A 26,063-nucleotide genomic window follows, 5' to 3' on the forward strand; every position below is an offset into this window, starting at 1 on the left:
AGCGCCCCTGACGGGGCGCTGCTGCTAAGCCTTGTCCAAGTAGGCTCGCCAGCCTCCGTACCGTGTGATGTCCTCGGCGTCCGTCAGGGCGCTCGGTTCGCACAGGAAGCCGGGGACCGTTGTGCCGTCCGACAGATCGACGCTGCCCAGTGTCATGGGGTGGGGGAGCGTCGCGAGGAGGCGGCCCAGGCCCTCGGGCGGCAGACTCCACACCTCCGCCTCGATCGTCGCCCCGCCCTCGTCCACGTGGACCAGGCCCGGCTTCGGTGGGGTCGTCGGCAGCGCGTAGAAGCGGTATGCCGGTGCCGTCGTGGTGGTGCGCTCGAACACCGCGCCCAGCGCCAGGAGCTGGGGGTTGAGGGGCTGGCCCGTCAGGTGGGCGCCGGCCACCGCCAGGCTCACCCTCGGCTCCAGGGCGCGGGCGATGGTGGCGAGGCGGTCGTCGGTGAACGCCGGGCCGATCAGCATCACGCCGAACGGCAGGCCGTTCACCTCGCCCGCCGGGACCGCCACGGCCGCCAGGTCGAAGAGGTTGGTGGAGTTGGTGAAGCGGCCCAGGCGGGCGTTGGCCCCCAGCGGGTCGGCGGCCACCTCGGCGAGGGTGGGATGGCCGGGGGTGGTGGGCAGCAGCAGGGCGTCCGCGTCGCCGAGTCCGGCCAGGGCACGGGTGCGCAGCTCCGCGAGCCGGTCCTGGTCGGTGAAGAGCCGGTGGGCCGGGATGTCCCGGGCCCGGGTGATGATGCCGGCCACGGTGGGGTCGAGGCCCTCCCCGCCGGACGAGATCAACTTGTCGACAAAGGCGCCCACTGCCGTGTAGCGCTCGGCGACGAAGGCGCCCTCGTACAGCATCGCGGCCGCCTCGGTGAAGGGGCTCTGGTCGAGCGGGCGGATCGAGGCGCCGGCGGCGGCCAGTCGGTCCACCGCCGCCTCATAGGCCTCCGCCCAGCCCTCGTCCAGCTCGCCGAGCTGGGTCAGGGGCGGGACCGCGATCCGCCAGGGGCCAGGGGCCCGCTGGGGGAGGGCCGGGAGTGTGCGGTCCGGCGGGGACGCCAGGTACGACAGTGCGTGCTCCGCCTCCGGGAGGGTGCGGGCGAACACCGTCACGCAGTCGACGGACGCGCAGGCCGGGACGACACCGGCGGTCGGCACCAGGCCGCGGGTGGGTTTCAGGCCGACGATGCCGTTGAAGGCGGCCGGGACCCGGCCGGAGCCCGCGGTGTCCGTGCCGAGGGCGAGGTCGACGATGCCGAGGGCCACGGCGACGGCCGAGCCGGAGCTGGAGCCGCCGCTGATCCGGCCGGAGTCGATCGCGTTGCGGACCGCGCCGTGCGGGGAGCGGGTACCGACCAGGCCGGTCGCGAACTGGTCGAGGTTGGTGGTGCCGAGGGCGAGTGCGCCGGCCGCGCGCAGCCGGGCCACCGCCGGGGCGTCGGCCTCCGGTTCGTAGGCGTACGCCGGGCAGCCCGCCGTCGTGGGCAGGCCGTGCACGTCGATGTTGCCCTTGGCGGCGAACAGGCGGCCCGCGAGGGGGAGGTGTTCCCCCGCGGCCACCCGCTCGTCGATCGCGCGGGCCTCCGCCTCGGCCGCCGCCTGCGGGCGCAGGTCGATCCAGATCTCGGGCCGGTCGACTGCCTCGATGCGCGCGTAGGCGGCACGGACACGGGAGAGGGTACTGGACATGCTTCTTGCTCCTGTCGCTCAGTTCGCGGCCGGCGCCAGGACGAGCAGTGCCGTCCCCGCCTCCACCTGGTCGCCGGGCCGGGCCAGGATCTCCGTCACCACACCGGGCACCGGCGCGTGCACCCTGGACTCCATCTTCATCGCCTCCAGGGCGAGGAGCGGCTGGCCGGCCGTCACCTCGTCGCCCGGCGCGACGTTCAACTGCCATACCGAGGCGGCGTACTCGGCCTCTATCAGACGGCCGCCCGGCGGGACGGTCACCTCGGCCGGTGCGGCGGCCGGAGCGGCCGAGGCGTCCGCCCGCGCGAACTCGCCCGCCGCTTCCCACGCGTCGCGCTCCGCCGCGAAGGCCGTCCGCTGACGTGACCTGAACTCCGCGATGGATGCCGCGTGTTCGGTGAGGAAGCTCTCGTACGCGGCGAGCGAGAAGGTGCCCTCCTCGATGCGCGGGACAAAGCGGCCGGAGGTGATGTCGGCGCGCAGGTCCAGGAGTTCGTCCGCGGACACCGGGTACCACCTGATCCGGTCGAAGAACCGCAGCAGCCACGGCATGCCCGGCTCGAACGCGCCGCGCTGCTGCCAGCCCGACCACACCTGGGTCGTACGGCCCACGAACTGGTAGCCGCCCGGCCCCTCCATGCCGTAGACGCACAGGTAGGCGCCGCCGATGCCCACCGAGTTCTCGGCGGTCCAGGTGCGGGCCGGGTTGTACTTCGTGGTGACCAGCCGGTGGCGGGGGTCCAGCGGGGTGGCCACCGGGGCGCCCAGGTACACGTCGCCGAGGCCCAGGACCAGGTACTCCGCGTCGAAGACCGTGCGGTGGACGTCGTCGACCGAGTCCAGGCCGTTGATCCGGCGGATGAACTCGATGTTCCACGGGCACCAGGGCGCGTCGTCGCGGACGCCCGCCATGTAGCGGGCGATCGCCTCGCGGGTCGCCGGGTCGTCCCAGGACAGGGGGAGGTGGACCGTGCGGGAGGGGACCACGAGTTCGTCGGTGGGCGGCAGCCCCTCCACGATCTCCCGCACCACGCCGAGGAGCCCGGCCTGGGGGAGGACGAGGGGGTCGGTCCGGATCTGGAGGGAGCGGATGCCGGGGGTGAGGTCCGTGACCCCGGGCAGCTCCGCCGCCGTCACCGCCTCCATCAGCGCGTGGACGCGCATCCGCAGGGCCAGGTCGAGTTGCATGGGGCCGAACTCGACCAGCAGGTTGTCGTCGCCGCTGCGCCGGTAGGTCACGTCACCGTCGCGGGCCAGGACTCCGCCGTCGGCGATCTCGGGGCGGGGAGCGCCCGTGACGTCGACGGGGGCGAAGCGGACCGTGTCGCCGGGGCGGAGCTGGCCGAGCTTCCAGCGTTCGCCGCTCGGGACCGTCGCCGGGCAGACGAAGCCGCCCAGGGAGGGGCCGTCGGGGCCGAGCAGGACCGGCATGTCGCCGGTGTAGTCGACGGCGCCGACCGAGTACGGGGTGTCGTGGATGTTGGACGGGTGCAGGCCCGCCTCGCCGCCGTCGGTGCGTGCCCAGCGCGGCTTGGGGCCGACCAGGCGGACCCCGGTGCGCGCCGAGTTGAAGTGCACCTTCCACTCGGCCGCGTAGAAGTCGCGGATGTCGTCCTCGGTGAAGAACTCCGGGGCCGCATGGGGGCCTTCGACGGCCGCGAGCCGCCAGTCGGTGGTGAAGCGCGGGCGTTCGGCGACCGGTGCGCCGTCCGTCACGGCCCCGCCGTGCAGGACGTCACCCGTGCGCAGCGCCCGGCCGCCGTGGCCGCCGAACCGGCCCAGGGTGAAGGTGCTCGCGCTGCCGAGGAAGGCGGGGACGTCCAGGCCGCCGCCGGCGACCAGGACGTAGGTGCGCAACCCGTGCTCGGCGGGGGCGCCGATCTCCAGCAGGCCGCCCGCCGGGACGGTCACCGGCTCCCACTGGGCGGCCGGGGCGCCGTCGACCGTCACCGGGGCCGGGGCGCCGGTCACGCAGACGGTGGTGGGGTGGGTGAAGCGCAGGGACGGGCCCTGGAGGGTGCATTCGAGACCGGGCGCGCCCTCCGGGTTGCCCAGGGCGCGGTTGCCGAGGCGGAAGGAGCGGTCGTCCATCGGGCCGCTCGGAGGGACGCCGACCTGCCAGTAGCCGGTGCGGCCCGGCCAGTCCTGGACCGTGGTGAGGGTGCCCGCGGCGACGACCTCGATGCGGGGGGTGGGGTCGCCGACCGTGGCGAGGGTGGCCGTGGAGTGGCCGGCAGAACGGAAGCGGGGGTCGGCGAGCGCGGCGCGGACCAGGCCGAGGTTGGTCACGATGCCGTCCACGCGGGTGCGGGCCAGCCCCTCGTCCAGCCGCCGGAGCGCCTCGGCGCGGTCGGCGCCGTACGCGATCACCTTGGCGAGCATCGGGTCGTACGACGTCGTCACCTCGGTCCCGGTCTCCACCCAGCCGTCGACGCGTACCCCGTCCGGGAACTCCACCCGGGTCAGCAGGCCCGCGCTGGGCCGGTGGTCGCGGGAGGGGTCCTCGGCGTAGACGCGGGCCTCGACGGCGTGGCCGCGCGGGGTGCCCGGGTCCCGGACCACGTCGGTCTCGCCCCGGGCCAGCCGCAGCATCCAGGCGACCAGGTCGACGCCGTAGATCTCCTCGGTGACCGGATGTTCCACCTGGAGGCGGGTGTTGACCTCCAGGAAGTAGGCCTCCTCGCGGGCCGCGTCGTACACGAACTCGACCGTGCCCGCGGAGCGGTAGCCGACCGAGGCGCACAGGTCGCGGGCGGCGTCGGCGAGTCGGGTGCGTACGTGGTCCGGCAGGCCGGGAGCCGGGGCCTCCTCGACGACCTTCTGGTTGCGGCGCTGGAGGGAGCAGTCCCGGTCGCCGAAGGTGACGACCCGGCCCTCGCCGTCTCCGAAGACCTGGACCTCGACATGGCGGGCGTCCTCGACCAGGCGTTCCAGGAAGACCCCGGCGGAGGAGAAGGAGGCGGCGGCGACCCGCTGGACGCGGTCCCAGGCGTCGGTCAGTTCGTCGGCCGACCGACATGCCGACATGCCGATACCGCCACCGCCGCCGGTGGCCTTGAGCATGACCGGGTAGCCGATCGCGGACGCCTCGCGCAGGGCCTCGGGAAGGCCGTGCAGCAGACCGGTGCCGGGTGCGAGGGGGACGCCGGCCGCCTCGGCCGCCGCCCGTGCGGTGTGCTTCGCGCCGAAGAGTTCCAGCTGTTCGGGGGTCGGGCCGACGAACACGATCCCGGCCTCCGTGCAGCGCCGGGCGAAGTCGGCGTCCTCGGACAGGAAGCCGTAGCCGGGGTGGATCGCACCGGCGCCGGTGTCCTTGGCCGCTTTGAGGACCAGGTCGGCGTCGAGGTACGACTCCTTCGCGGGCGCCGGGCCGAGCCGGACCGCCTCGTCGGCGAGGCGTACGTGCGGGGCCGAGCGGTCGGGGTCGGAGTAGACGGCGACCGTGCGCAGGCCCAGTTCGCGGGCGGTGCGGAGGACGCGGACGGCTATCTCGCCGCGGTTGGCGACCAGGAGCTTGCCGAAGGAGGTCACTGCGCGGCCCCGGTGACCGTCATCGCCACAGCCGTCGGGTCGAAGCCGTTGCAGGGGTTGTTGATCTGGGGGCAGTTGGAGACCAGGACGAGGACGTCGCGTTCGGCGCGCAGGGTCAGCCTCCGGCCCGGGGCCGAGAGGCCGTCGACGATGCCGAGGGTGCCGTCCTGCTCGACGGGCACGTTCATGTACCAGTTGATGTTGGAGACCAGGTCGCGTTTGCCCAGGCCGTGACGCGCGCCCTCCGCCAGGAAGTTGTCGACGCACGCGTGCTGCGACCAGGTGTGGTGGCCGTAACGGAGGGTGTTGGACTCCTTGGAGCAGGCCCCGCCGACCGTGTCGTGCCGGCCGACCTCGTCGGCGGTCACCGTCATCAGCGGGGTGTGCTCGTTGGAGAGCAGCACGCTGCCGGTGGTGAGGAAGATGTTGCCCTGGGCGTGGATGGTGTCGGGCGCGCTGTAGCGGACCGAGGTGTCGTGGGCGTCGTAGACGAGGAAGTCGACGGCCTGGTTGCCGTGCAGGTCGGTGATGGTCAGGGAGGCGCCCCCGGGGATCACCGCGGACCAGGCGGCGCGGGCCGGGACGACGGTCTGCGTACTCATGCGAGCCCCCTGGCGGCGAGGAATTCGGCGGTGTTGAGGAAGGCGCGGCGGCCTTCGGGGGTGGCGTCCCGGAGCGGGTCGCCGGGCGGGGTGGGGGCGGCGCGCCAGGCCAGCACCTCCAGGGGGGAGCTGACGTAGTCGGGGCGCGGGTCGGCCGGGTGCGGGACGTTGGCGATCAGCACGGTCACGTCCTGCTCGGTGCGGAGCGTGACGCTGCCGCCGGGGCCGGACGGGCCGGTGAAGTCCAGCGAGCCGTCTTCGCGCACCTCCACGCCCTGGAAGAACGACAGGGACGGCGGCAGGTCGCGCGGTTCCAGGCCGTTCTTGGCCGCCGCCAGCTTGAACAGCTCGCGACCCGCGGGGGAGGACGACTGCGGGGTGCCGTCGCCGTACCGCTCGGTGTTGCGGGCCAGGGTGGAGGTGCCGCACAGCGCGTCGTGCCGGCCGGAGGTGTCGGCGACGACGGAGGCGAGGACCCGGCCCTGGTCGGAGAGGAGCAGGACGCCCTCGCCGAGGTAGGCGTTCCACTGGACCTTGACCGTGTCGGCCACGTTCAGCCGCTCCCAGGGGCGGCCGTCGGCGTACAGCAGGAGGTGGGCGCAGGCGTCGCCGACCGGGTCGGTCAGGCGCAGTTCGGTGCCGCGGGCCAGGACGCGGTGCGTGTAGTTGCCGCCCGCCACCGTCTCGGCCCACACCAGGTGGCCCGCCTCGCAGGGCGGGTCCGGCCAGTCGGCGGCCGGTACGACGGGCATGGCCTCGGCGCGGCTGCCCTCCTGGGCGCGGGCGTGGGCGCGGGCTCCGTACGTGGTCGCTGTCGCCATCGCTGACCTCCGGCTCCTTGGACTGGGGGGATTTCTGTCGCTCGACAGAAATTAGGGGCGGGCCGGGTCGGCGGCGTTGCCGCGGCGTAACGGCCCGGTTGCCGAGGGCTCACCGGGGACGGCGGCCGGGCGGAGCCGGCGCGGGCGTGATCGCCTTACGGGGTCGTGTGCGAGGATCGAACGCATGGGGACGAGCAGTGGCCGCCGGGTCGGCCGGCCGCGGGCCGCGCAGCGACCGGACAGCGGTCTCGAACCGCGGGCCGAACTGCTCGCGGCTGCCGCCGACTTGTTCACCACCCACGGCTACGCGGCCACCACCACCCGGGCCGTCGCCGAGCGGGCGGGCATGCGGCAGGCGTCGATGTACCACTACGTCTCCGGCAAGGAGGAACTCCTCGCCGAGCTCCTCGAGTCCACCGTCACGCCCTCCCTGGCCTGCGCGCGGGAGCTGCTCGCGGACGACGCGACCCCGGCCGAGGAGCGGCTGCGGGTCCTGTGCCGGGCCGACGTGGAGCTGCTGTGCGCCGGGCCGCACAACCTCGGCGCGCTCTACCTGCTGCCCGAGGTGCACGCCGAGCGGTTCGCGGGGTTCCATGCCGTACGCGCCGAGCTCAAGGACGCCTACCGGCAGCTGATCGCGGCCACGGCGGCCGGCGGGGCGCTGGCCAAGGGGGAGCTGGAGCTGCGGACCGATCTGGTCTTCGGGCTGATCGAGGGCGTCATCCTCGTCCACCGCTCCGAACCCGAGCGCCCCGCCCGCGAGTTCGCCCGCGCCACGGCCGAGGCCGCGCTGCGGATCGTGGGGGTCTGAGGGGGCTCGCGGGGGCGGCGGGGGTTTCGCTCCGGAGGCTCCTTTCACCCGTCACGGTGAGTGGCCTCCGTACGCCCGTACGCCGTAACGGGGCGTGTTCGAATGAACGCCCTCCGTGCAAAACGACCGAGGGTACTCCAGTGCTTCGGGCGTTTTCAGGTGCTTGCCGAATATGACACGGCGTTGATCCGGTCGGACTAAGCTCGCCCGCGGCGCACCGAGTTGAGATGAATTCGTGCGCCTGTTCCCAAACATACGGAAGATCCAGACTGCTCCATGAACCTTCCCCCCACGAGCTCCCCCGACACCCAGCCGATTCGTCTCAGAAGGCATACATGGTGAGTGTGCAATCGCCTCCCGATGGCCGTGAACTTTCCCTGGCGCGCGTGCTGTTGCTGCCCGCCATACTGATGGCCGCGGCGACCGTCGCCGCCGTCGTCCTGGTGGCGGGGTCCGCCCGGATCGCCGTCGGCGTGTGCGGGGCCGTCGGCATGCTGCTGGTGCTCGCGACGGCGGCGGAAGCGGTGCGCCGCGGCCGCAGGCTCCAGGACGCCCGTGCCGAGCACGGCCGTCACAGCGCGTATCTGGAACGGCGCCTCACCGCGAGCGAGGAAGAGATCGAGCACCTCGGCCGGGAGGTGTTCCCGACCGCGCTCTACCGGCTGAAGGCCGGCGAGTCACCCAAAGAGGTGGTCCGCCAGCTCTTCGACGTCGACCCGCGGATGCGCCACGCCCCCGAGTCGCAGCGCCGCCTGATCCGCATCATGCTCGACATCGTCGACGAGGAGGACCTCCAGCGCGACTCCCTGGAGCGCTCGTTCGTCAGCGTCGCCCGGCGCGTCCAGGCCATCGTCCACCAGCAGGCCCACGAACTGCGGGAGATGGAGGAGGACCACGGCCGCAACCCCGAGGTCTTCGACGACCTGCTGCGCATCGACCACGGCACCGCGCTGATCGGCCGCCTCGCCGACTCGGTCTCCGTGCTCGGCGGCGGCCGGCCGGGCCGTCAGTGGCCCAACCCCGTCGCCCTCTACAGCGTGCTGCGCGGCGCCATGTCCCGGATCCTGGAGTACCGGCGCATCGAGCTGCACTCCATCTGCCAGGTCAACATCAAGGGCACCTCCGTCGAGCCGGTCATCCACGCGGCCGCCGAACTCCTCGACAACGCCACCCGCTACTCGCCGCCCTCCACCAAGGTGCACGTCACCGCCGTCGAGGTGCAGTCCGGCGTGTGCATCGAGATCGAGGACGCCGGCGTCACCCTCAACGAGGAGGCCCGCGACCGCCTGGAGGGCCTGCTGGAGAAGGCGAAGCAGGGCAAGGACATCCAGGTCCTCGGCGAGAACCCGCGGCTCGGCCTCTCGGTCGTCGGCCGCCTCTGCAAGACGTACAACATGGACGTCTCGCTGCGCGCCTCCGCGTACGGCGGCGTCCGGGCCGTCCTCATCGTGCCCAGCGACATGATGACCACCGACCCCGCCCCCGGCATCGCCCACGGCATCGGCGCCACCGGCATCCCCAAGCCCGAACTGGGCGCCCTCGAAGGCCCCAAGCGCCCGCCCAAGAGGCGCCGGCCCACCAGCCCCCGCATCCCCGCCGGGATCTCCATGGAGGACGACGTCCCCGAGGTCACCGAGTGGACGGCGGGCGGGCTGCCGCAGCGGCGCAGCCGGATGAAGACGCCGCTCAGCCAGCGGATCGCCGAGCAGGCCGCCATCGAGCGCGCCGAACGCGAGGGCAACCCGACCATCTGGTCGCAGCACAAGGAGCCCGAACCCGAGCCGGAGCCGGAGCGCCGCGAGCCCGGCCTCTGGGTCGAGGCGTTCTGGGAGGGGCTCAAGAAGAACAACCCGGGTGTCCACCCCACCGACTTCACCCGGAACCCCACCAAGTACCTGCATCTGATCAACGATCCGGCCGGCACCGAGGCCGACGACGAGGGGGACCTCAAGTGATCCAGCAGCGAGGCAACTTCGACTGGATGCTCAAGCAGCTCGCCGACGGCGTACCGGGCGTCGAGATGATCGTCGTGCTCTCCGCGGACGGCCTGCGCATCGCCCGGCACGGCGGCGACCCCGACGCCGCCGACCGGCTCGCCGCGGCCTGCGCGGGCGTGCAGAGCCTGGCCAGCGCCGTCGCCCAGGAACTCCCCATCAGCAACGGCGACATGAACCTCGTCCTGATCGAGATCGACAGAGGTTACTTCTACCTCATGTCCGCCGGTGCCAACGCCTACCTCGCCGTGCTCGCCGACGTCACCTGCGAACCCGGCCGGATGAGCGAGATGATGCGCGACCTCGTCGTCCGCATCGGCGCCCACCTCACCAGTCCGCCCCGGCGGAACGGGCAGACCGTATGACTCCTCCGCAACGCAAACGGCGCCGGCCCAGGCCGGACCTCGCTCCGCCCCCGGTCCCGTCCACGCCGCCGACCCCCGAGAACGGCGGCGAGGACGAGGACAACAAGAACCCCGAACGGCTCTACGTCATCAGCGGTGCCGACGGGGCCCGCGCCGAACTCGACCTGGTCACGTTAATCGTGGCGCGCGCCGCCGCACCGCCCTCCGTCACCCCGGAGCAGGCGGCGCTGCTCCGGCTCTGTCTCGCCCCGCTGTCCGTGGCCGAGCTCTCGGCCTACCTCAACCTGCCGTTCAGCGCGATGACGGCACTGATCACCGAGCTGATCACGGCCGAACTGGTGCAGGCGCGCGCCCCGATCGTCCGCCAGGCGCTCCCCGACCGTTCACTTCTCGAAGCGGTGATGCATGGACTTCAAAAGCTCTGACACGATCCCCGGCCCCCGCACCGAGGACCATCTCCCGCACACCGCCCGGGCCGCGGTGAAGATCGTGATCGTGGGCGGCTTCGGGGTCGGCAAGACCACCATGGTCGGTTCCGTCAGCGAGATCAGACCGCTGACCACCGAGGAGACCATGACCCAGGCCGGCATCGGGGTCGACGACAACTACGGCTCCGACTCGAAGACCGCCACCACCGTGGCCATGGACTTCGGCCGCATCAGCATCACCGACCAACTGGTCCTCTACCTCTTCGGCACCCCCGGCCAGGAACGCTTCTGGTTCCTGTGGAACGGCCTGTTCGAAGGTGCCCTCGGCGCGGTCGTCCTCATCGACACCCGCCGCCTGGAGGTCAGCTTCGACGTGATGGGGCGCCTGGAGGAGCGCGGGGTGCCGTTCGTCGTCGCCGTCAACTCCTTCCCGGACGCGCCCCGTTACCCCGTCGAGGAACTGCGCACCGCGCTGGACCTGCCGCCCGACGTCCCCATCATCGAGTGCGACGCCCGCCGCCGGGCCTCCAGCCGTGACGTCCTGATGACCCTGATGCGCTTCCTGCACTCGCTCGCCATGTCCGGCGCGCTCACCTGACACCCGGGCTCTCCCCGTTTCCTTCGAACTCTCTCGGATCTCCTCGGAGCGATCACTGTGATGCCTGAATCCCCCTTCCAGGCCGGTGCCGGCACGGACCCGGTCCCGCCGCCCGGCTGTCCGGCGCACGACCGCGGCCCCGGCGGACTGCAGCGGCTCTACGGCGCCGACGCGGACCACCTGGGCGAGCTGTACGAGAAGCTGCGCGAGGACCACGGCTCCGTGGCGCCCGTCCTGCTCCACGACGACGTGCCGATCTGGGTGGTCCTCGGCCTCACCGAGAACCTTCAGATGGTCCGCACCCCCGCCGTCTTCACCCGGGACAGCCGCATCTGGACCCCGCTGCGCGAGGGCATGGTCAAGCCCGACCACCCCCTCATGCCGCACATCGCCTGGCAGCCCATCTGCTCGCACGCCGAGGGCGACGAACACCTGCGGCTGCGGGCCGCGGTCCAGGGCGCCATGACCACCATCGACCACCGCAGCATCCGCCGCCTCATCGGCCGCTACACCCAGCTGCTGGTCAACGAGTTCTGCGAGAAGGGCCGCGCCGAACTGGTCTCCCAGTACTCGGAGCACCTGCCGATGGCCGTCATGTGCGAACTGCTCGGCATGCCCGAGGAGTACAACGACCGGATCGTGGAGGCCACCCGGGACGCGCTCAAGGGCACCGAGACCGCGATCGCCAGCAACGAGTACGTCATGGGCTGCCTGACCCGGCTCACCGCCCGCCGCCGCGCCCGTCCCGAGGACGACTTCACCAGCCACCTCGTCAACCACCCGGCCGGACTCAACGACGACGAGGTCGCCCAGCACCTGCGGGTCGTCCTCTACGCCGCCTACGAGACCACCGCCAACCTCCTCGCCAACGCGCTGCGCATGGTCCTCACCGAGCCCGGCTTCCGCGCCCAGCTCAACGGCGGCCAGATGACCGTGCCCGAGGCGATCGAGCAGTCCCTGTGGGACGAGCCGCCGTTCAGCACCGTCTTCGCCTACTTCGCCAAGCAGGACACGGAACTCGGCGGCCAGCGCATCCGCAAGGGCGACGGACTGCTCTACGCGCCCGCCCCGGGCAACGTCGACCCGCGCGTCCGCCCCGACCTGAACGCCAACATGCAGGGCAACCGCTCCCACCTCGCCTTCGGCGGCGGCCCGCACGAATGCCCCGGCCAGGACATCGGCCGCGCCATCGCCGACGTCGGTGTCGACCAGCTGCTGACCCGGCTCTCCGACATCCAGCTCGACTGCGACGAGGAGGAGCTGCGCTGGCGCGCCTCCATCGCCTCCCGGCACCTGGTGGAACTGCCGGTGCGCTTCGACCCCAAGCCGAAGCAGGACGTCACCCTCATGCCGAGCCCGGCCCTCGTCCCCCCGCAGCGCACCGACTGGCAGGTCGGCGTTCCCCGCCCGGCGGCACCGGAACCGGCCCCGGCTCCCGAGCCCAGGCCCACGCCGCCGGTGGCCGTCTCCGCCTCCGAACCGGCCAGGCCGCGCGGCATCTGGCCCAGGCTCCGCCGCTGGTGGCTGGGCCGTTAAAGGACCTGGTCACCGGCCCACGCCCGGTACGACTCCCAGGCCTGCAGCGTCCGTCCGCTGCACAGCCGGTGCTCCACCCCCGTGACCGGATCGGTGAACTCCAGCCGCCGCGCCAGCAGTTGCAGCGGCGCCCGGAAGTCGCCGTCCGGCACGGGGCCGGTCACGACCGGGTACAGCGGATCGCCGAGAATCGGCACCCCCAACGCGCTCATGTGGACGCGTAGTTGATGGGTCTGCCCGGTGTGCGGGGTGAGCCGGTACCGCCCCAGGTCACCGCTGCGTTCGACCAGCTCGACGACCGTCTCCGCGTTGGGCTCCCCCTCGATCTCCCGGGCCGCCAGCACCCCGCGCTCCTTGAGGATCCGGCTGCGCACGGTCCGGGAGACGGCGAGCGCGGGGTCGTACGGCGCGATCGCCTCGTACTCCTTGCGCACCCGCCGCTCGCTGAACAGCATCTGGTACGCCCCCCGCTCCTCGGGCCGCACGGTGAACAGCACGAGCCCGGCCGTGAGCCGGTCCAGCCGGTGCGCGGCCCCCAGCGCCGGAATCCCCAGCTCCCGCCGCAGCCGGGCGAGCACGGTCTCGGTGACGTGACTGCCGCGGGGCGTGGTGGCGAGGAAGTGCGGCTTGTCGGCGACGACGAGGTGGTCGTCGCGGTACACGACTTCGAGCGGGAAAGGGACGGGGACCTCGGGGGGCAGGTCGCGGTGGAACCAGAGGTAGCGGCCGGGGGAGTAGGGCGCGCGGGCGCCGACGGGTTGTCCGTCGGCGCCCAGGACGCGCCCCGAGTCCAGCATCGCGGCGACTTCGCCGGGCGCGGCTCCGGAGAGCCGTTCGACCAGGTAGTCGCCGACCGTGGCCCAGCCGTCCGAGAAGGGCAACCGGATCCGCACGGGGTCCACCCCTTGGCGCTGGGGGAGGGGGGAGGGCGGGGCTGCGGTCTTACGTCTCATTTGCAGCCAAGGCTACGGGGAACGCCCCTTCGTGGAGGGCGCGGGGCTGTGTCGATGTGCGGCTCCGCCGCGTGGGCGCGACCAGCCCCACCCACCCGCACCCGACCGACTACGCCACAGCCTCCGGCACAGCGACCGCACTGCGGGACTCCGCCCGGGTGAGCCGCCACACCCCGCCCACCACCACCGTCCCGACCAGGAACAACACGGTGAACCACCGGAAGTACCAGTGGCCCCCACTGGGGTCGTACACCGCCCCCCGGGGCCAGGCCAGGTTCACGGCCATCACCAGCCCGTACAGCAGCGCGACCGCGTTCACCGGCACCCCCCACCGCCCCAGCGAGAACAGCGGCGCCCCGGTCTCGTCCGTCCCCTCGACCCGGAACTCCCCGCGCAGCCGCCGCACCAGCAGCGGCCCGGTCACCATCGCGTACGCGAGGTACAGCATCACGATGCACGTGGTCCCGATCGCCAGGAACGCGTCCGGTGAGGCGAAGTTGAGCAGCAGCAGTACCGCGGCCAGCACCCCCACCACCACGGCCGGCGCCCCCGGCATCCCGGTCCGCGGATTCACCCGCGCCAGCCGTTCGGCGAACGGCAGCTGCCCGTCCCGCGCCATGGAGAACAGCATCCGGGAGGCCGCGGTCTGGATCGCCAGCGTCGCCACCGCGATGGCCACCACCACGTCGGCCAGCAGCACCCGGCCCACGCCGTCGCCGAGGCTGCTGGTGAGGACGTAGCTCAGCCCGTCGACCCCCAGGCGCCCGTCGGTCAGGCTGGGCGCGGCCAGCAGACCGCCGAGGATGACCAGGCCGCCGAGCAGGCCCGCGGCGGACAGCGCAGTGAGGATCGTGCGCGGTGCCGTGCGCCGCGGGTGGTGGGTCTCCTCGCTCATCTCGCCCGCGCTGTCGAAGCCGATCATCACGTACGCGGCCGTGAACGAGCCGACCAGGAGGGCGCCCAGCAGACCGCCCTCGGCGGCCGTCCCGGTGTGGAACGTGATGCCGGGGGAGCGCTTGGAGTGGGTGAGCAGCAGCACGACGATCAGTACCGCGCCGATGATCTCGGCGGTGACCCCGACCCGGTTGACCAGGGACATGACCCGGTTGTCCATGATGTTCACGAGGGTGGTCAGCACCAGCAGGACGACGCCGAGGACAGCCGCGTTGGCGGCCCCGTCGGCCGAGGTCACCGCGGTGTCCGTGCCGATCAGCTGGAAGCCGGACCACAGTGCGGGCAGCACCATCTGGAGGGCGAGCGCGGCCGCCGCGACCACCACGATCTGCCCGATCACCATGATCCAGCCGGCGAACCAGCCGAAGGACGGGTTCGACAGGCGCGAGGACCACTGGTAGATCGCGCCGGAGATCGGGTAGCGGCCGGCCAGTTCGGCGAAGCACGCGGCCACCAGCAACTGGCCGACGAGGACGGCCGGCCAGGCCCAGAAGAAGACCGGGCCGCCGAACGCGTACCCGAAGGCGAAGAACTGGAAGACGGTCGTCAGTACGGAGATGAAGGAGAACCCGGCGGCGAACGAGGCGTACCGGCCGAGGCTGCGGTGCAGCTCCTGGCGGTAGCCGAACTCCTCCAGGGAGCGGTCGTCGGACTCCTTCAGGGAGTGGTCGTCGATGGTCGTCACGGCGGTACCTGCCTGTCAGGCGGATTTCCTGTCGGGCGACAGAAATTAGGGACGCGCTGTTTCGGAGGCGTCACACCGGCATGTCCGGGGCGGTCCCAAGTCCTCACGCCCTTGCGTGATCGCTTCAGACGCGATACATCGTGTGCATTGACGTCTGTCGTGGAGACGCGATATGTTCGGCCACGGATATTCGGAAGCGAGGTGGTCGGCATGGCGGTGAAGCGGCGCAAGCTCAGCAATCCTCTGGCGCTCGTCGTGCTGACGACCCTCCTGCAGGGTCCGATGTACCCGTACGAGATCGCCCAGACCATGCGCCGTCAGGGCAAGGACACCAGTACCCGGATCAACTACGGCTCGCTCTACACGGTCATGCAGAACCTGGAGAAGCACGGCTTCGTCGAGGTGGCCGACGTGGAGCGGCAGGGCAACCGCCCGGAGCGCACGGTCTACGGCATCACCGACGCCGGGCGTGACGAGACGGTCCACTGGCTGTCCGACCTCATGGCCGTCCCGGTGAAGGAGTACCCGATCTTCGAGACGGCGCTCTCGCTGATGGGCGCCCTGCCGCCGGACGACGTCGAGCGCCTGCTGGAGGAGCGGCTCGGCACCCTGGAGGTCGAGGTCACCGGCGGCCGGGCCGTGCTGGAGAAGCTGCACGAGACACTGCCCCGACTGTTCGTCGTCGAGGTCGAATACCACCTGCACATGCTGGAAGCGCAGGCCGAATGGGTCCGCGGCTTCGTGCGGGAGATGCAGGACGGTTCGCTGCCGGGCGTCGAGGGCTGGCGCCGGTACCACGAGACCGGCGAGTTCCCGCCGGACTTCACGGAGGCGGACCGGTAACAGAAACAGACCCCGGCGGAGCTGTTACAGCAGCCCCGCCAGGGTCTCGAACCCCGAGCTGAACCCGCCGTGAGGCAGATCCGGGCGATCGAGGTGCGGCACACCCAGGATAGCCCGGTGCTCCTCAGGCGGATCAGCTGTCATCCGCTCATTCAGGAGAGCCCCGTCATGAACACCCGTGCGCCCGCAGTGCAGGCGCGTCAGCTGATCAAGACCTATCCCGGCGACGTCACCGCGCTGAACGGCATGGACGTCACCGTCGAACCCGGCACCGTCTTCGGCCTCCTCGGGCCCAACGGCGCAGGCAAGTCCACCACCGTCAAGATCCTCACCACCCTCGCCCGCCCCGACTCCGGCACCGCCACCGTGGCCGGGCACGACGTGCTGCGCCACCCCGACCGGGTGCGCCGCGCGATCGGCGTGGTCGCCCAGAACTCCGGCGCCGACCCGGTCGCCACCGGCCGGGAGAACCTCCAGCTCCAGGGCAGGCTCTACGGCCTGCGCGGGGCCGCGCTGAACCGCCGCGTCGACGAACTGCTGGACCGCTTCACCCTCACCGAGGCTGCCGGCCGCCAGGTCAAGGGCTACTCCGGCGGCATGCGGCGGCGGCTCGACGTGGCTCTGGGTCTGGTCCACCGCCCCGAGGTGCTCTTCCTCGACGAGCCCACCACCGGGCTCGACCCCGAGGCCCGCACCGCCATGTGGGACGAGATCGGCCGGCTGGCAGGCCAGGAGGGCCTGACCATCCTGCTCACCACGCACTACCTGGAGGAGGCCGACCGGCTCGCCGAGCGGATCGCGATCGTCGACCGCGGCCGGGTCGTCGTCGAGGGCACCCCGGACTCCCTCAAGGGCGAACTCCGCGGCGACGCCGTCCACGTGGAGCTGCGCGAGGCGCCCGGAGAGGCCGGTCGCACCCTGCTCACCGGTGCGCTCACCGGACTGCCGGGCGTGCACGAGGCACTGTTCGACGGGCGCCGGATCAGCGCCCGCGCCGACGACGGGGCCGCCGCGATGCCGGCACTGCTGGCCGCCCTGGAGCGGGCCGGGGTGACCGTGGCCGCCGCGACCGTCGCCCGGCCCTCCCTCGACGACGTCTACCTGCGCTACGCGGGCCGCCGTTACGCCGAGGCCGACGCCACCGACTCCGGCTCCCTCGCCCTGACCGGAGGTGCCCGATGAGCAACGCCCTGTCCCAGACCTGGTACATGACCCAGCGTCAGCTGGTGGTGTTCGCCCGGCAGCCCGCGTTCGCCGTCATCACCCTGATCCAGCCGGTGATCTGGCTGTTCCTGTTCGGCAACCTCTTCAGGAAGGTCGTCGAGCTGGGCGGCTTCGGCACCACCTCCTACCTCGACTACCTGGTGCCGGGCGTGGTCGTGATGAGCGCCCTCAGCTCCAACATGTGGGCGGGCATGGGCACCCTGGAGGAGATCCAGCGCGGCACCCTCAACCGCTTCCTGACCACACCGGTCAGCAGGGCCGCCCTGATGAACGGCAACGTGGTGAACAACGGCCTGGTCACCGCCGGCCAGTCGCTGATCATCGTGCTGCTCGGCCTGCTGGGCGGCGCCGACTACCCCGGCGGGGCCGGCGGTGTGGCGGTCCTGCTGGTGTCCTCCGTGCTGCTCGGGACGGTCTTCGGCGCGCTGTCCAACGCGCTCGGCATGCTGGTGCGCGAGCGGGAGTCGATCATCGGGATCAACACCTTCCTGCTGCTCCCGCTGACGTTCCTCTCCAGCGCCTTCATGGCGCCGTCCCAGATGCCCGGCTGGATGCGGCACATCGCCGACTTCAACCCGCTCAACTGGGCGATGGTGGCGAGCCGTTCGGCGCTGTCGGCGGACCCCGACTGGGGTGCGGTGCTCGGCCGCGGCGGAGCGCTGCTCGCGCTGGCGGTGGCCGCCGTGTGGCTGTCGATCAGGACCTTCAGGTCGTACCAGCGGTCGGTGTGACCGGCGCGGGGGACCGGCGGCCGGTGTGACCGGCACGGGGGACCGGCGGCCGGTGTGACCGGCGCGGGGGACCGGCGGCCGGTCTGATCGGCACGGGGGACCGGCGGCCGGTGTGACCGGCGCGGGGGACCGGCGGCCGGTCTGACCGGCACGGGACACCGGCGGCCGGGGTGACCGGCAACGGGCGGCGGCACCTTCTCGTGAGGTGCCGCCGGTCCGGTCAGGCCGCGGCCGCGCCGCTCTCCTGCTCCTCCTCGATCCGGGCGTTCCACTCCCGCTTCGAGGCCTGCCAGCCGTCCTCGTTGTGCCCGAGACGCCAGTAGCCGGAGATCGACAGGTCCTCGCGCGGGATCTGGCACTCCACGCGCAGCAGCGCCCGCAGCTCCTTCACGAAGCTCGCCTCGCCGTGCACGAAGGCGTGCACCCGGCCCTCCGGGAACTCCAGCGCCCGAACGGCGGCGACCAGGGCCTCGCCGACCGGCCGCTCGCCCCGGTGCAGCCAGACGACCTCCACATCGGAGTCGATCTTCTGCTCCTCCTCGGGGCCGGAGATCTCGACGAGGGCGAACGCCTTCGCCCCGGCCGGCAGGGACTCCAGGGCACGGGCGATCGCGGGCAGCGCGCTCTCGTCACCGGCGAGCAGATGCCAGTCGGCCTCCGTGTCGGGGGCGTAGGCGCCGCCGGGGCCCATGAAGTGCACGGTCTCGCCGGGCTGGACACGGCAGGCCCACGGCCCGGCCAGGCCCTCGTCGCCGTGCACCACGAAGTCCAGGGTCAGCTCCCGGTGTTCGGGATTCCAGGAGCGCACCGTGTAGGTCCGGGTCACCGGCCAGTGCGCACGGGGGAGCTCGGCCCGGATCTGCTCCAGGTCGAAGGGCTCGGGATAGGTGACGCCCGCCGGCCCGAAGAGGAGTTTCACGTAATGATCGGTGCAGGTGTCCGCGGCGAAATCGGCCAGCCCGTCACCGCCGAGGACCACGCGCTGCATGTGCGGGCTCAGCCGCTCGGTGCGCACCACCTGAGCGGAATGGGGCTTACGCGGCTTACGTCCCGGGCGCTCTGCCATGACCGGCCTCCCTGCTCAATGGTTAGGTTTACCTAAGTTAGCATCTCTTTTCCGGTGAACACCTCTTCCATGGACACTTGCTGGGCGGGTTTTGCCGGATCAATTCCTTCGGGGATTCCTTCGCGGTCAGGCTTCCAGCGTCGTCAGCAGGCGGTTCAGCGAGCCGCCCAGGCCCCAGCGGGCGGCGAGGGCGTCCAGCCGCGCCGGGTCCCGGGGGGCCTTCGGCAGTGCCGTGTCGACCTCCGGCAGTGGTACGTCACCGGCGACCCGGACCACCTTGGGCGCCACGGCGACGTACGGCCGGGCCTCGTCCAGCCGCTTGCGCTGCGACGGCGTGAGCTTCGCCTTCGGGTCGTCGACCGCGGCCATGATCCCGGCCAGGTCGCCGAACTCGGCGAGGAGCTTCGCGGCCGTCTTCTCGCCGATGCCCGGCACCCCGGGCAGCCCGTCGCTCGGGTCGCCGCGCAGCAGCGCCAGGTCCGCGTACCCGCCTCCGTCCACACCGTACTTCTCGCGCAGCCACGCCTCGTCCGTCATCTGCAGCGTGCCGACACCCTTGAGCGGGTACAGCACCCGCACCCCGCGCGCGTCGTCCACCAGCTGGTAGAGGTCGCGGTCGCCGGTGACGATGTCCACCGGGCCCGTGGCGTGCGCGGTGAAGGTGCCGATCACGTCGTCGGCCTCGTACCCGGCGACGCCGACCCGGGCGATGCCGAGCGCGTCCAGCACCTCCTCGATGACCGGCACCTGCGGGGAGAGGGTGTCCGGCACCTCCTCCTGGTCCGGCCCCGTCGCGCGCTCCTCGGCGACCCGGTGCGCCTTGTAGGAGGGGATGAGGTCGACCCGCCACTGCGGCCGCCAGTCCGCGTCCATGCAGGCGACCAGCAGGTCCGGCCGATGGTCCTTGACCAGCCGGTCGATGAAGTCCAGCAGCCCGCGCACGGCGTTCACCGGCGTGCCGTCCGGCGCCTTCACGGAGTCCGGGACGCCGAAGTAGGCGCGGAAGTACAGCGAGGCGGTGTCGAGAAGCATCAGTCGTCCGGTCACGCCAGGCATCATGCCGTACGGCACCGACAGCGACCGGCCGGTGCGGCCGCCCCCGGCTACGAAAAGGATCCGGCCAACCACATAGTGCTACAGCACTGCCCAAGCCTGGCCACCCTGTCGCCGGAACGGCAGACCGTGCGTTCGACGCGCCCCCGCACCGGCCGCGTGCGGCGAGGCCGCCCGGCCTCGCCGCGGTACCCCGTGACCCCGTGGAGCCGACCGCAACTCCTGTCCGCCCCGCGGGACTTCCACGTCCGGCGGGCCCGCCCGGGGCCCCGCCCCGACCAGGCACTCCTCGCCCGGGACACCGCCGGGAACATCGGCGACCGCTCGCGCATTGAACTCCTGGGGCGTCCCTGCGTCCTCACCGTGCACGTACGTCCGGCGGCGGCCGAGCCCTCGCCGATCCGCCGGCCGCGCCGCGGACCGACCCCGACGGCCGTTCGGCCCTGCTGGCCAGCGTGTTCATCCCGAAGGAGGAGCCCGCGCCCGGTGGGCCCGGAGAGCGCGTGCACTGGCGCGAACTGTGAGGGTCGCGCTCACCGGACGTGACGGGGATGTGACGGCCGCCTGAAACGGTTTGCCGAACATGCGTAGGGTGCAGAGAACCCATCAGGAGGGGTCCGGCCGAAGCCGGGCACCCGAAAGACGGAACGACGAGCGAAGGAGGGAGCCGGAGCGATGGGCGACCACAAAGACCAGCAGCCCGTGCGGGTGGGCGCGGCAGTCCGGCGGCGCCGCCGTGCGCTGGAGCTCACCCTCGCCGTCGTGGCCGAACGCAGCGGCCTGTCGGTGCCCTTCCTGAGCCAGGTCGAGAACGACAGGGCCCGCCCCAGCCGGACCTCCCTGGAGAAGCTCGCCGACGCCCTGCGCACCACGGCCGTCGAACTCCTCGCCGCCGCCGACCCGGCGTGCAGCGTCGACGTCGTACGCGCCGACGACACCACCGGGCAGGGCTTCGCGCCCCGGCTGCGTTCCCTGGTCCGCGGTCACCACCAGCTGCACGCCTCGGAATTCACCGGCGACCACGACGCCGGCCGCGAATTCCAGCACCGCAACGACGAGTTGATGTACGTCGCCGACGGCGCCGTGGAGGTCGAGGCGGAGGGCCGCGCCTACCGCCTGGGCCGGGGCGACACCCTCTACCTCACCGGCGGAGTCCGCCACCGCTGGCGCGCGACGGTCCCGGACACCCGGGTCGTCGTGGTCGCCGTGGCGGAACACATCGAAGCAGTCCACGATCGCCAGCGCTGACGACCCCCGCTCCGCAACGCCCCGTGAGGGGCGCGGGGAACTGCGCGACCGGTCCGCACGCACCCGCGGCGCACCACGGCGCGTGGTCTCCCTGGTCCCCTCCCTCACCGAGGCCGTCGCGGAGACGCTCCCCGAAGCCCTGGTCGGCGCCACGGACTGGTGCAGCCACCCGGCCGGCCTGGACCTCCCCCGCATCGGCGGCACCAAGAACCCCGCCCTCGACCGCATCCTCGCCCTCACCCCCGACCTGGTGATCGCCAACGAGGAGGAGAACCGCGCCCCCGACCTGGACGCCCTGCGCACCGCCGGAGTGGAGGTCCTGGTCACGGAGGTACGGGACGTGCCCCAGGCCTTCCGCGAGCTGGCCCGGGTGCTGGCCGCCTGCGGGGCGACCGGCCGCCCCCGCTGGCTGGACGACGCGGAGCAGGCGTGGTCGGCGCCGCTGCCCGAGCCCTTCGCCACGGCGGTCGTACCGATCTGGCGGCGGCCGTGGATGGTCCTGGGCAGCAGCACCTTCGCGGGTGACGTGCTGGCCCGGCTCGGCGTGCGCAACCTCTTCGGGGACCACCCCGAGCGCTACCCCCGCATCCCGCTCGACGAACTCCGCGCCGCGGCCCCCGGCCTGGTCGTCCTCCCGGACGAGCCCTACCGCTTCAGCGCCGCCGACGGCCCGGAGGCGTTCCCCGGGCTGCCGTGCGCACTGCTCAGCGGACGGCACCTGACGTGGTACGGACCGTCACTGGCCGAGGCGCCGCGGGTTCTGGGCGAGGCGCTGCGAGCAGCTCTCCGCTGAGCAGCCCGCGTACGGTGCCGGAGGCGGCCGCGAGCCAGCCGGCGACCAGCAGGCCGTACAGACCGACCGCCAGCCAGTGGTACCCGGCGAACCCGGTGTGCCGCCCCAGCGCGGCGGCGCCCGTGACGCACGTGCCCACGGGGAAGGTGAAGGCCCACCACGTCATGGCGAACCGCATCCCGTGCCGCCGGGCCCGCACCACGTGCGCGGCCGCCAGCGCCAGCCACAGCAGCGCGAACCCCATGACCGGAACGCCGTACAGCACGGCGAGCAGACCGAAGCCGGCCGCGTACGGTGCCGGTACGACCCCGGGCGCGAGGTCCGCGAAGGCGCCCACGGCCGTCGTCGACTGCCCGAGCGGCCCCAGCACCAGGAAGATCGTCGGCGTCAGCGCGAGCGGCAGCGGACCGCGGGTGACCAGCCGGGCGAAGACGAGGGTCAGCATCAGCAGCGTGGTCAGTAGGCTCAGCCCGAAGAGCGCGAAGCAGCCGTAGAACAGCGCCTCGCGGGGCTGTCCGGGCGGCAGGTGCGGGACCAGCTGCGGGCCCACCGCGGCCGACACCATGGGCGCGACCAGCGGCAGCAGCCACGCCGGGGAGGCCTGACCGGGCTCGACCCGGTGCCGTACGGCCAGCAGGTACGGCACGCCGACGGCGGCCACGAGCCCCACCGCGGTACCGGCGACGAACAGCACGGAGTCGAGGGCGACGGCGGCCGGTTCGCCGATCCAGTCCCGGCCGAGGGCGAGGGCGCCGGCGCCGACGGCGAGCAGGGCCATGGCGAGGCAGCCGTAGAAAGGGGCGACCGCGGGGTCGCGGAGGTGGGCGAGGGCCTGGTCGCGGTGGCAGGCCCAGTGCAGGGCACGGGCGGCCAGCAGGACCAGGAGCTGCAGCAGGGACAGTGCCCAGATGCCGGTGAGGAGCTCGCGCGGGCCGTCGGCGCCGAGCGCGGCGCCGCCGAGGGCGAGGGCCGCGGTGCCCATGACGGACGCGTACCAGTTGGGGCCGAGATTCCGGACTGCGGTGACCATAGGTCCACGGTCCCGCCGCTGCGCGGGCGCGACCAGGGAGTCCGCTTCTATGGGGGCATAAGCTGGTCTTATGAGCGAGACGGAGGAACGGGCGGGCGGCGGCATGTTGGCGCACCGGGTGCCGGACCTCGGCGCGCTGGAGCTGCTGCTGGCGGTGGCGCGGCTGGGCAGCCTCGGGGCGGCGGCGCGGGAGGTCGGCATCACGCAGCCGGCCGCCAGCAGCCGCATCCGGTCCATGGAGCGGCAGCTGGGAGTGGCCCTGGTGGACCGTTCACCGCGCGGCTCCAGGCTCACGGACGCGGGGGCGCTGGTGACCGACTGGGCGCGGCGGGTGGTGGAGGCGGCGGAGGCCTTCGACGCGGGGACCCAGGCACTCCGGGACCGGCGGGACTCGCGGCTGCGGGTCGCGGCGAGCATGACCATCGCCGAGTACCTGCTCCCCGGCTGGCTGCTCGCGCTGCGCGCCCAGCGCCCCGACACGGCGGTGTCCCTGCTCGCCGGCAACTCGGCGACGGTGGCGGAACGGCTGCTCGCGGACGAGGCGGACCTCGGCTTCGTGGAGGGCCTGACGGTCCCGCACGGCCTGGATTCGACGGTGATAGCCCACGACCGCCTGATCGTGGTGGTCGCCCCCGCCCACCCCTGGGCCCGCCGCCGACGCCCGCTCGCCGCGGCGGAACTGGCGGCGACCGCGCTGATCCTCCGTGAACGCGGCTCCGGCACCCGCCAGGTCCTCGACGCGGCGCTGGGCGGCCTGGCCCGCCCGCTGATCGAGCTCTCCTCGACCACGGCCGTGAAGGCGTCGGCGGTCAGCGGCGCGGGCCCTGCGGTCCTCAGTGAGCTGGCGGTGGGCGAGGAGCTGTCGATGCGGCGGCTGGTCAGCATCCCGCTGGAGGGCATCGCCCTACGCCGCGACCTACGAGCCGTCTGGCCCACCGGCCACCGCCCAACGGGCCCGGCCCGAGACCTGCTCTCCCTCACCCGAGGCTGACCGACCCAGGGGGCTCCGCCCCCTGACCCCCGAATCCGCCGCCCACCCACCACCCGACTCGGTTCCTTGAAAGCCAGACCCTGAGAGGCGGCGGACAACGAGGTCACCTGAACAGCAACGGCCTGACAGCCACCCCGTCCGGCGTCTGAAGACGAAGCCCGGTCGGCACCACCTCTCAGTCCGTCCGGGCGTCTGAGGGGGAAGTCCGGTCGGTACCGCATGTCAGCCCGTCCGGGTGTCTGAGGGGAGGATGGCCGGTCGGTACCGCATGTCAGTCCGTCTGGGTGTCTGTGGGGAGGATGGCCGGTCGGTACCGCATGTCAGTCTGTTCGGGTGTCTGAGGGGAGGATGGCCGGTCGGTACCGCATGTCAGTCTGTTCGGGTGTCTGAGGTTGATGGCCGGTCGCTGCCAGCTCTCAGTCCGTCCGGGCGGCTGTGGATGAAGGCCGGTCGGTACCACCTCTCAGCCCGTCCGGCGTTTGAGGACGAGGCCGTTCAGGCCGATGCGGGGGTTCGGGGGCGGCAGCCCCCGGAGTGGGCGGTCGAAGGGGGGCCACCCCCTGAAGGATGGGACGTGGATGGGACGGGTAGGGGCGGCGGGGGCGGAGACCCGGTTCAGGAGACCGACGCGGCGTCGACCAGTGCACGCATCACCCGCAGGTCCTCACCCATCTCCGGATGCCACTGCACCCCGAGGACCCAGCCGCGCTCGGCGGGCAGTTCGACCGCCTCGACCGTGCCGTCCGCCGCGTGGGCCGACGCCAGCAGCCCCTCCCCGAGCCGGTCCACCGCCTGGTGGTGGAAGGTCGGCACCGACGCTTCCTCGGGAACCGTCCCGGCGTACAGCGTGCCGGGGACCGGCTTGACCGGATGTCGGCCGAACACCCCCGGCACCTCCGCGTGGCCGTCGATGTGCTGCACAAGGGTGCCGCCGAACGCGACGTTCAGGAGCTGCATGCCCCGGCAGATCCCGAGCAGCGGTATCTCCGCGGCCAGCGCCGCGTCGATGAGGGCCAGCTCCCAGGCGTCCCGGGCCCGCGCGGGCCGCCCGGTGCGGGGATCGGGCTCGGCGCCGTAACGGACCGGCTCCACGTCCGGGCCGCCCGCGATCACCAGGCCGTCCAGCCGGGCCACCACCGCCGCCGCGTGCTCCGGGGCGTCCGGCGGCAGCATGGCCGCCAGGCCGCCGGCCCGCTGGACCAGCCGTGGGTAGCCGGCCGGCAGCAGGGCCGCCTCCAGCTCCCAGACGCCCCAGCGCGTCCCGGCCTCCAGGTACGTGCTCACGCCGATCAGCGGCCGTCCGGTCATGGACCCCTCCCGATTCACAAAGGTGTGCGTGAGCACCTTTATGACACGGGCAGGGGCCGCTACGCCAGAAAGCCCCGCAGCAGCGCCGCCGTCCCCGCGCAGTGCTCCCGCATCATCTCCCGCGCGCCGTCCGCGTCGCCGTCCAGCACCGCCTCCACCAGCGCGATGTGCTGGCGCTGCGAGTGCTCCAGGTTGCGGACCAGGAGCGGGATGCAGTCCAGGAGGTCGTTGACCGTGGCCCGTACCGCCGCGTACTGGGCGGTGAGGGAGGGGGAGCCGCACAGTTCGGCGAGCGTCAGGTGGAGCAGGGTGTCCAGGCGGCGGTAGTCCGCGAGCGGCGCCTCGTGGGTGCGGGCGAGGGCCTCGCGGAGGCGGAGCGTCTGCTCGCCGGTCAGCCCGTGCGCCGCGCACAGGCCCGCCGCGCCCACCTCCAGGACCTCCCGGAAGCGCAGCACGTCCTCGATGTCGACCTCGGTGATCCGGCGCCGCAGCTCGTCCTCGCCGCCCGCGTCCGTGCGCGGCAGCACGAACGTCCCGCCGTACCGCCCGCGCCGCGACTCCACCAGGCCCTGGTCCTGGAGCACCTTCAGGACCTCGCGCAGCGTCACCCGGCTGATCCCGAGCCGCTCGGCCAGCACCCGCTCGGCGGGCAGCCGTTCGCCGCCCGGGACCAGGCCCAGCCGGACCACCTGAAGGATCTGCTCCAGCGCCTCCTCGAAGCCGTTGCCCGCCCGCACCGGTCGCAGCACCGGAGTCAACGGGTCGTCGAGGGCGCCGTCCGCGTCCAGCGACATATGGCCGTACCCCCTTCCCAAGCA

The 26,063-nt window shown here is 72.7% G+C and carries 23 protein-coding genes; 12 read left to right on the forward strand and 11 right to left on the reverse strand.

The window, feature by feature from the left end; genetic code table 11:
* Positions 1–24 precede the first annotated feature (24 nt).
* Genes atzF through ACIQVL_RS23735 form a run of 4 tightly spaced genes read right to left on the reverse strand, consistent with a single transcriptional unit; the run spans position 25 to position 6,634 of the window.
* On the reverse strand, positions 25–1,680 hold the full coding sequence (atzF, locus tag ACIQVL_RS23720; protein WP_403476287.1) for an allophanate hydrolase: 1,656 nt from the start codon (positions 1,678–1,680) through the stop codon (positions 25–27).
* Between the two features lie 18 nt (positions 1,681–1,698).
* Positions 1,699–5,211 (reverse strand): 5-oxoprolinase/urea amidolyase family protein, encoded by a 3,513-nt coding sequence (locus tag ACIQVL_RS23725; protein WP_403476288.1) that lies wholly within the window; start codon positions 5,209–5,211, stop codon positions 1,699–1,701.
* Positions 5,208–5,813 carry an urea amidolyase associated protein UAAP2 gene (locus tag ACIQVL_RS23730; protein WP_403476289.1) on the reverse strand — a complete coding sequence of 202 codons (606 nt, stop codon included), beginning with the start codon at positions 5,811–5,813 and terminating at the stop codon, positions 5,208–5,210. The genes ACIQVL_RS23725 and ACIQVL_RS23730 overlap by 4 nt, the downstream gene beginning before the upstream one ends.
* Positions 5,810–6,634 carry an urea amidolyase associated protein UAAP1 gene (locus ACIQVL_RS23735; protein WP_403476290.1) on the reverse strand — a complete coding sequence of 275 codons (825 nt, stop codon included), beginning with the start codon at positions 6,632–6,634 and terminating at the stop codon, positions 5,810–5,812. Before ACIQVL_RS23735 ends, ACIQVL_RS23730 begins: the two co-directional genes overlap by 4 nt.
* 184 nt (positions 6,635–6,818) lie before the next feature.
* On the opposite strand from ACIQVL_RS23735, the gene ACIQVL_RS23740 reads away from it, so the two are divergent.
* From ACIQVL_RS23740 to ACIQVL_RS23765, 6 genes are all read left to right on the forward strand, one after another.
* Positions 6,819–7,445 carry a TetR/AcrR family transcriptional regulator gene (locus ACIQVL_RS23740; protein WP_403429375.1) on the forward strand — a complete coding sequence of 209 codons (627 nt, stop codon included), beginning with the start codon at positions 6,819–6,821 and terminating at the stop codon, positions 7,443–7,445.
* A gap of 335 nt (positions 7,446–7,780) precedes the next feature.
* On the forward strand, positions 7,781–9,400 hold the full coding sequence (locus ACIQVL_RS23745) for a sensor histidine kinase (RefSeq protein ID WP_403429377.1): 1,620 nt from the start codon (positions 7,781–7,783) through the stop codon (positions 9,398–9,400).
* Positions 9,397–9,804, forward strand: a complete 408-nt coding sequence (locus ACIQVL_RS23750) for a roadblock/LC7 domain-containing protein (protein WP_089103096.1) — start codon at positions 9,397–9,399, stop codon at positions 9,802–9,804. The genes ACIQVL_RS23745 and ACIQVL_RS23750 overlap by 4 nt, the downstream gene beginning before the upstream one ends.
* Positions 9,801–10,229, forward strand: a complete 429-nt coding sequence (locus ACIQVL_RS23755) for a DUF742 domain-containing protein (RefSeq protein WP_403429379.1) — start codon at positions 9,801–9,803, stop codon at positions 10,227–10,229. Before ACIQVL_RS23750 ends, ACIQVL_RS23755 begins: the two co-directional genes overlap by 4 nt.
* Positions 10,210–10,830 carry a GTP-binding protein gene (locus ACIQVL_RS23760; protein ID WP_403429381.1) on the forward strand — a complete coding sequence of 207 codons (621 nt, stop codon included), beginning with the start codon at positions 10,210–10,212 and terminating at the stop codon, positions 10,828–10,830. Before ACIQVL_RS23755 ends, ACIQVL_RS23760 begins: the two co-directional genes overlap by 20 nt.
* A 57-nt stretch (positions 10,831–10,887) precedes the next feature.
* Positions 10,888–12,366: a cytochrome P450 gene (locus ACIQVL_RS23765; RefSeq protein ID WP_403429383.1), complete on the forward strand. Its 1,479-nt coding sequence runs from the start codon at positions 10,888–10,890 to the stop codon at positions 12,364–12,366.
* Here ACIQVL_RS23765 and ACIQVL_RS23770 read toward each other — a convergent pair.
* Both ACIQVL_RS23770 and ACIQVL_RS23775 read right to left on the reverse strand, forming a co-directional pair.
* The gene (locus ACIQVL_RS23770; RefSeq protein ID WP_403476291.1) at positions 12,363–13,319 is read right to left on the reverse strand and encodes an RluA family pseudouridine synthase; all 957 of its coding nucleotides are present in this window, start codon (positions 13,317–13,319) and stop codon (positions 12,363–12,365) included. The genes ACIQVL_RS23765 and ACIQVL_RS23770 overlap by 4 nt on opposite strands.
* 109 nt (positions 13,320–13,428) lie before the next feature.
* The gene (locus tag ACIQVL_RS23775; RefSeq protein WP_403429387.1) at positions 13,429–14,958 is read right to left on the reverse strand and encodes an amino acid permease; all 1,530 of its coding nucleotides are present in this window, start codon (positions 14,956–14,958) and stop codon (positions 13,429–13,431) included.
* Between the two features lie 210 nt (positions 14,959–15,168).
* Between ACIQVL_RS23775 and ACIQVL_RS23780 the strand changes: the two genes are divergently transcribed.
* The 3 genes from ACIQVL_RS23780 to ACIQVL_RS23790 all read left to right on the forward strand — a co-directional run bounded on the left by ACIQVL_RS23780 (position 15,169) and on the right by ACIQVL_RS23790 (position 17,756).
* Entirely contained in the window at positions 15,169–15,801 is a 633-nt protein-coding gene (locus ACIQVL_RS23780; protein WP_403476292.1) for a PadR family transcriptional regulator, read from the forward strand.
* A gap of 168 nt (positions 15,802–15,969) precedes the next feature.
* Positions 15,970–16,983: an ATP-binding cassette domain-containing protein gene (locus ACIQVL_RS23785; RefSeq protein ID WP_403429390.1), complete on the forward strand. Its 1,014-nt coding sequence runs from the start codon at positions 15,970–15,972 to the stop codon at positions 16,981–16,983.
* Positions 16,980–17,756 carry an ABC transporter permease gene (locus ACIQVL_RS23790; protein WP_403429392.1) on the forward strand — a complete coding sequence of 259 codons (777 nt, stop codon included), beginning with the start codon at positions 16,980–16,982 and terminating at the stop codon, positions 17,754–17,756. The genes ACIQVL_RS23785 and ACIQVL_RS23790 overlap by 4 nt, the downstream gene beginning before the upstream one ends.
* Before the next feature lie 220 nt (positions 17,757–17,976).
* Here ACIQVL_RS23790 and ACIQVL_RS23795 read toward each other — a convergent pair whose 3' ends face one another.
* Together ACIQVL_RS23795 and ACIQVL_RS23800 are read right to left on the reverse strand one after the other, a co-directional pair.
* Positions 17,977–18,822 carry a siderophore-interacting protein gene (locus tag ACIQVL_RS23795; RefSeq protein ID WP_403429394.1) on the reverse strand — a complete coding sequence of 282 codons (846 nt, stop codon included), beginning with the start codon at positions 18,820–18,822 and terminating at the stop codon, positions 17,977–17,979.
* Between the two features lie 126 nt (positions 18,823–18,948).
* Positions 18,949–19,878 carry a 5'-3' exonuclease H3TH domain-containing protein gene (locus tag ACIQVL_RS23800; protein WP_403476402.1) on the reverse strand — a complete coding sequence of 310 codons (930 nt, stop codon included), beginning with the start codon at positions 19,876–19,878 and terminating at the stop codon, positions 18,949–18,951.
* Between the two features lie 672 nt (positions 19,879–20,550).
* Between ACIQVL_RS23800 and ACIQVL_RS23805 the strand changes: the two genes are divergently transcribed.
* Together ACIQVL_RS23805 and ACIQVL_RS23810 are read left to right on the forward strand one after the other, a co-directional pair.
* On the forward strand, positions 20,551–21,123 hold the full coding sequence (locus ACIQVL_RS23805) for a helix-turn-helix domain-containing protein (RefSeq protein WP_403429396.1): 573 nt from the start codon (positions 20,551–20,553) through the stop codon (positions 21,121–21,123).
* Between the two features lie 82 nt (positions 21,124–21,205).
* Positions 21,206–21,916 (forward strand): helical backbone metal receptor, encoded by a 711-nt coding sequence (locus ACIQVL_RS23810; RefSeq protein ID WP_403476293.1) that lies wholly within the window; start codon positions 21,206–21,208, stop codon positions 21,914–21,916.
* Here the strand turns inward: ACIQVL_RS23810 and ACIQVL_RS23815 are convergent.
* Positions 21,828–22,946: a TDT family transporter gene (locus tag ACIQVL_RS23815; RefSeq protein WP_403476294.1), complete on the reverse strand. Its 1,119-nt coding sequence runs from the start codon at positions 22,944–22,946 to the stop codon at positions 21,828–21,830. The two genes, ACIQVL_RS23810 and ACIQVL_RS23815, sit on opposite strands and share 89 nt — an antisense overlap.
* Before the next feature lie 70 nt (positions 22,947–23,016).
* Here ACIQVL_RS23815 and ACIQVL_RS23820 point away from each other — a divergent pair, with 70 nt between their 5' ends.
* Positions 23,017–23,937 (forward strand): LysR family transcriptional regulator, encoded by a 921-nt coding sequence (locus tag ACIQVL_RS23820; protein WP_403429401.1) that lies wholly within the window; start codon positions 23,017–23,019, stop codon positions 23,935–23,937.
* A gap of 615 nt (positions 23,938–24,552) precedes the next feature.
* Here the strand turns inward: ACIQVL_RS23820 and ACIQVL_RS23825 are convergent.
* Together ACIQVL_RS23825 and ACIQVL_RS23830 are read right to left on the reverse strand one after the other, a co-directional pair.
* Positions 24,553–25,245 (reverse strand): gamma-glutamyl-gamma-aminobutyrate hydrolase family protein, encoded by a 693-nt coding sequence (locus tag ACIQVL_RS23825; protein WP_403429402.1) that lies wholly within the window; start codon positions 25,243–25,245, stop codon positions 24,553–24,555.
* Between the two features lie 59 nt (positions 25,246–25,304).
* A complete protein-coding gene (locus ACIQVL_RS23830; RefSeq protein ID WP_403429404.1) occupies positions 25,305–26,039 on the reverse strand; it encodes a FadR/GntR family transcriptional regulator in 735 nt (244 codons plus the stop codon).
* Positions 26,040–26,063 lie beyond the last annotated feature (24 nt).

Origin of the sequence: Streptomyces sp. NPDC090499, from assembly GCF_044769305.1 — a bacterium.
Classification (GTDB): domain Bacteria; phylum Actinomycetota; class Actinomycetes; order Streptomycetales; family Streptomycetaceae; genus Streptomyces.

What these genes read in the sequence shown, in the direction of transcription:
- ACIQVL_RS23800 (WP_403476402.1), bottom strand. Translation starts at nt 19,878, where the DNA reads ATGCCTGGCGTGACCGGACGACTGATGCTTCTCGACACCGCCTCGCTG.
- ACIQVL_RS23815 (WP_403476294.1), bottom strand. Translation starts at nt 22,946, where the DNA reads ATGGTCACCGCAGTCCGGAATCTCGGCCCCAACTGGTACGCGTCCGTC.
- ACIQVL_RS23820 (WP_403429401.1), top strand. Translation starts at nt 23,017, where the DNA reads ATGAGCGAGACGGAGGAACGGGCGGGCGGCGGCATGTTGGCGCACCGG.
- ACIQVL_RS23735 (WP_403476290.1), bottom strand. Translation starts at nt 6,634, where the DNA reads ATGGCGACAGCGACCACGTACGGAGCCCGCGCCCACGCCCGCGCCCAG.
- ACIQVL_RS23830 (WP_403429404.1), bottom strand. Translation starts at nt 26,039, where the DNA reads ATGTCGCTGGACGCGGACGGCGCCCTCGACGACCCGTTGACTCCGGTG.
- ACIQVL_RS23755 (WP_403429379.1), top strand. Translation starts at nt 9,801, where the DNA reads ATGACTCCTCCGCAACGCAAACGGCGCCGGCCCAGGCCGGACCTCGCT.
- ACIQVL_RS23745 (WP_403429377.1), top strand. Translation starts at nt 7,781, where the DNA reads ATGGTGAGTGTGCAATCGCCTCCCGATGGCCGTGAACTTTCCCTGGCG.
- ACIQVL_RS23730 (WP_403476289.1), bottom strand. Translation starts at nt 5,813, where the DNA reads ATGAGTACGCAGACCGTCGTCCCGGCCCGCGCCGCCTGGTCCGCGGTG.
- ACIQVL_RS23780 (WP_403476292.1), top strand. Translation starts at nt 15,169, where the DNA reads ATGGCGGTGAAGCGGCGCAAGCTCAGCAATCCTCTGGCGCTCGTCGTG.
- ACIQVL_RS23760 (WP_403429381.1), top strand. Translation starts at nt 10,210, where the DNA reads ATGGACTTCAAAAGCTCTGACACGATCCCCGGCCCCCGCACCGAGGAC.
- ACIQVL_RS23785 (WP_403429390.1), top strand. Translation starts at nt 15,970, where the DNA reads ATGAACACCCGTGCGCCCGCAGTGCAGGCGCGTCAGCTGATCAAGACC.
- ACIQVL_RS23790 (WP_403429392.1), top strand. Translation starts at nt 16,980, where the DNA reads ATGAGCAACGCCCTGTCCCAGACCTGGTACATGACCCAGCGTCAGCTG.
- ACIQVL_RS23825 (WP_403429402.1), bottom strand. Translation starts at nt 25,245, where the DNA reads ATGACCGGACGGCCGCTGATCGGCGTGAGCACGTACCTGGAGGCCGGG.
- ACIQVL_RS23740 (WP_403429375.1), top strand. Translation starts at nt 6,819, where the DNA reads ATGGGGACGAGCAGTGGCCGCCGGGTCGGCCGGCCGCGGGCCGCGCAG.
- atzF (WP_403476287.1), bottom strand. Translation starts at nt 1,680, where the DNA reads ATGTCCAGTACCCTCTCCCGTGTCCGTGCCGCCTACGCGCGCATCGAG.
- ACIQVL_RS23770 (WP_403476291.1), bottom strand. Translation starts at nt 13,319, where the DNA reads ATGAGACGTAAGACCGCAGCCCCGCCCTCCCCCCTCCCCCAGCGCCAA.
- ACIQVL_RS23795 (WP_403429394.1), bottom strand. Translation starts at nt 18,822, where the DNA reads ATGGCAGAGCGCCCGGGACGTAAGCCGCGTAAGCCCCATTCCGCTCAG.
- ACIQVL_RS23805 (WP_403429396.1), top strand. Translation starts at nt 20,551, where the DNA reads ATGGGCGACCACAAAGACCAGCAGCCCGTGCGGGTGGGCGCGGCAGTC.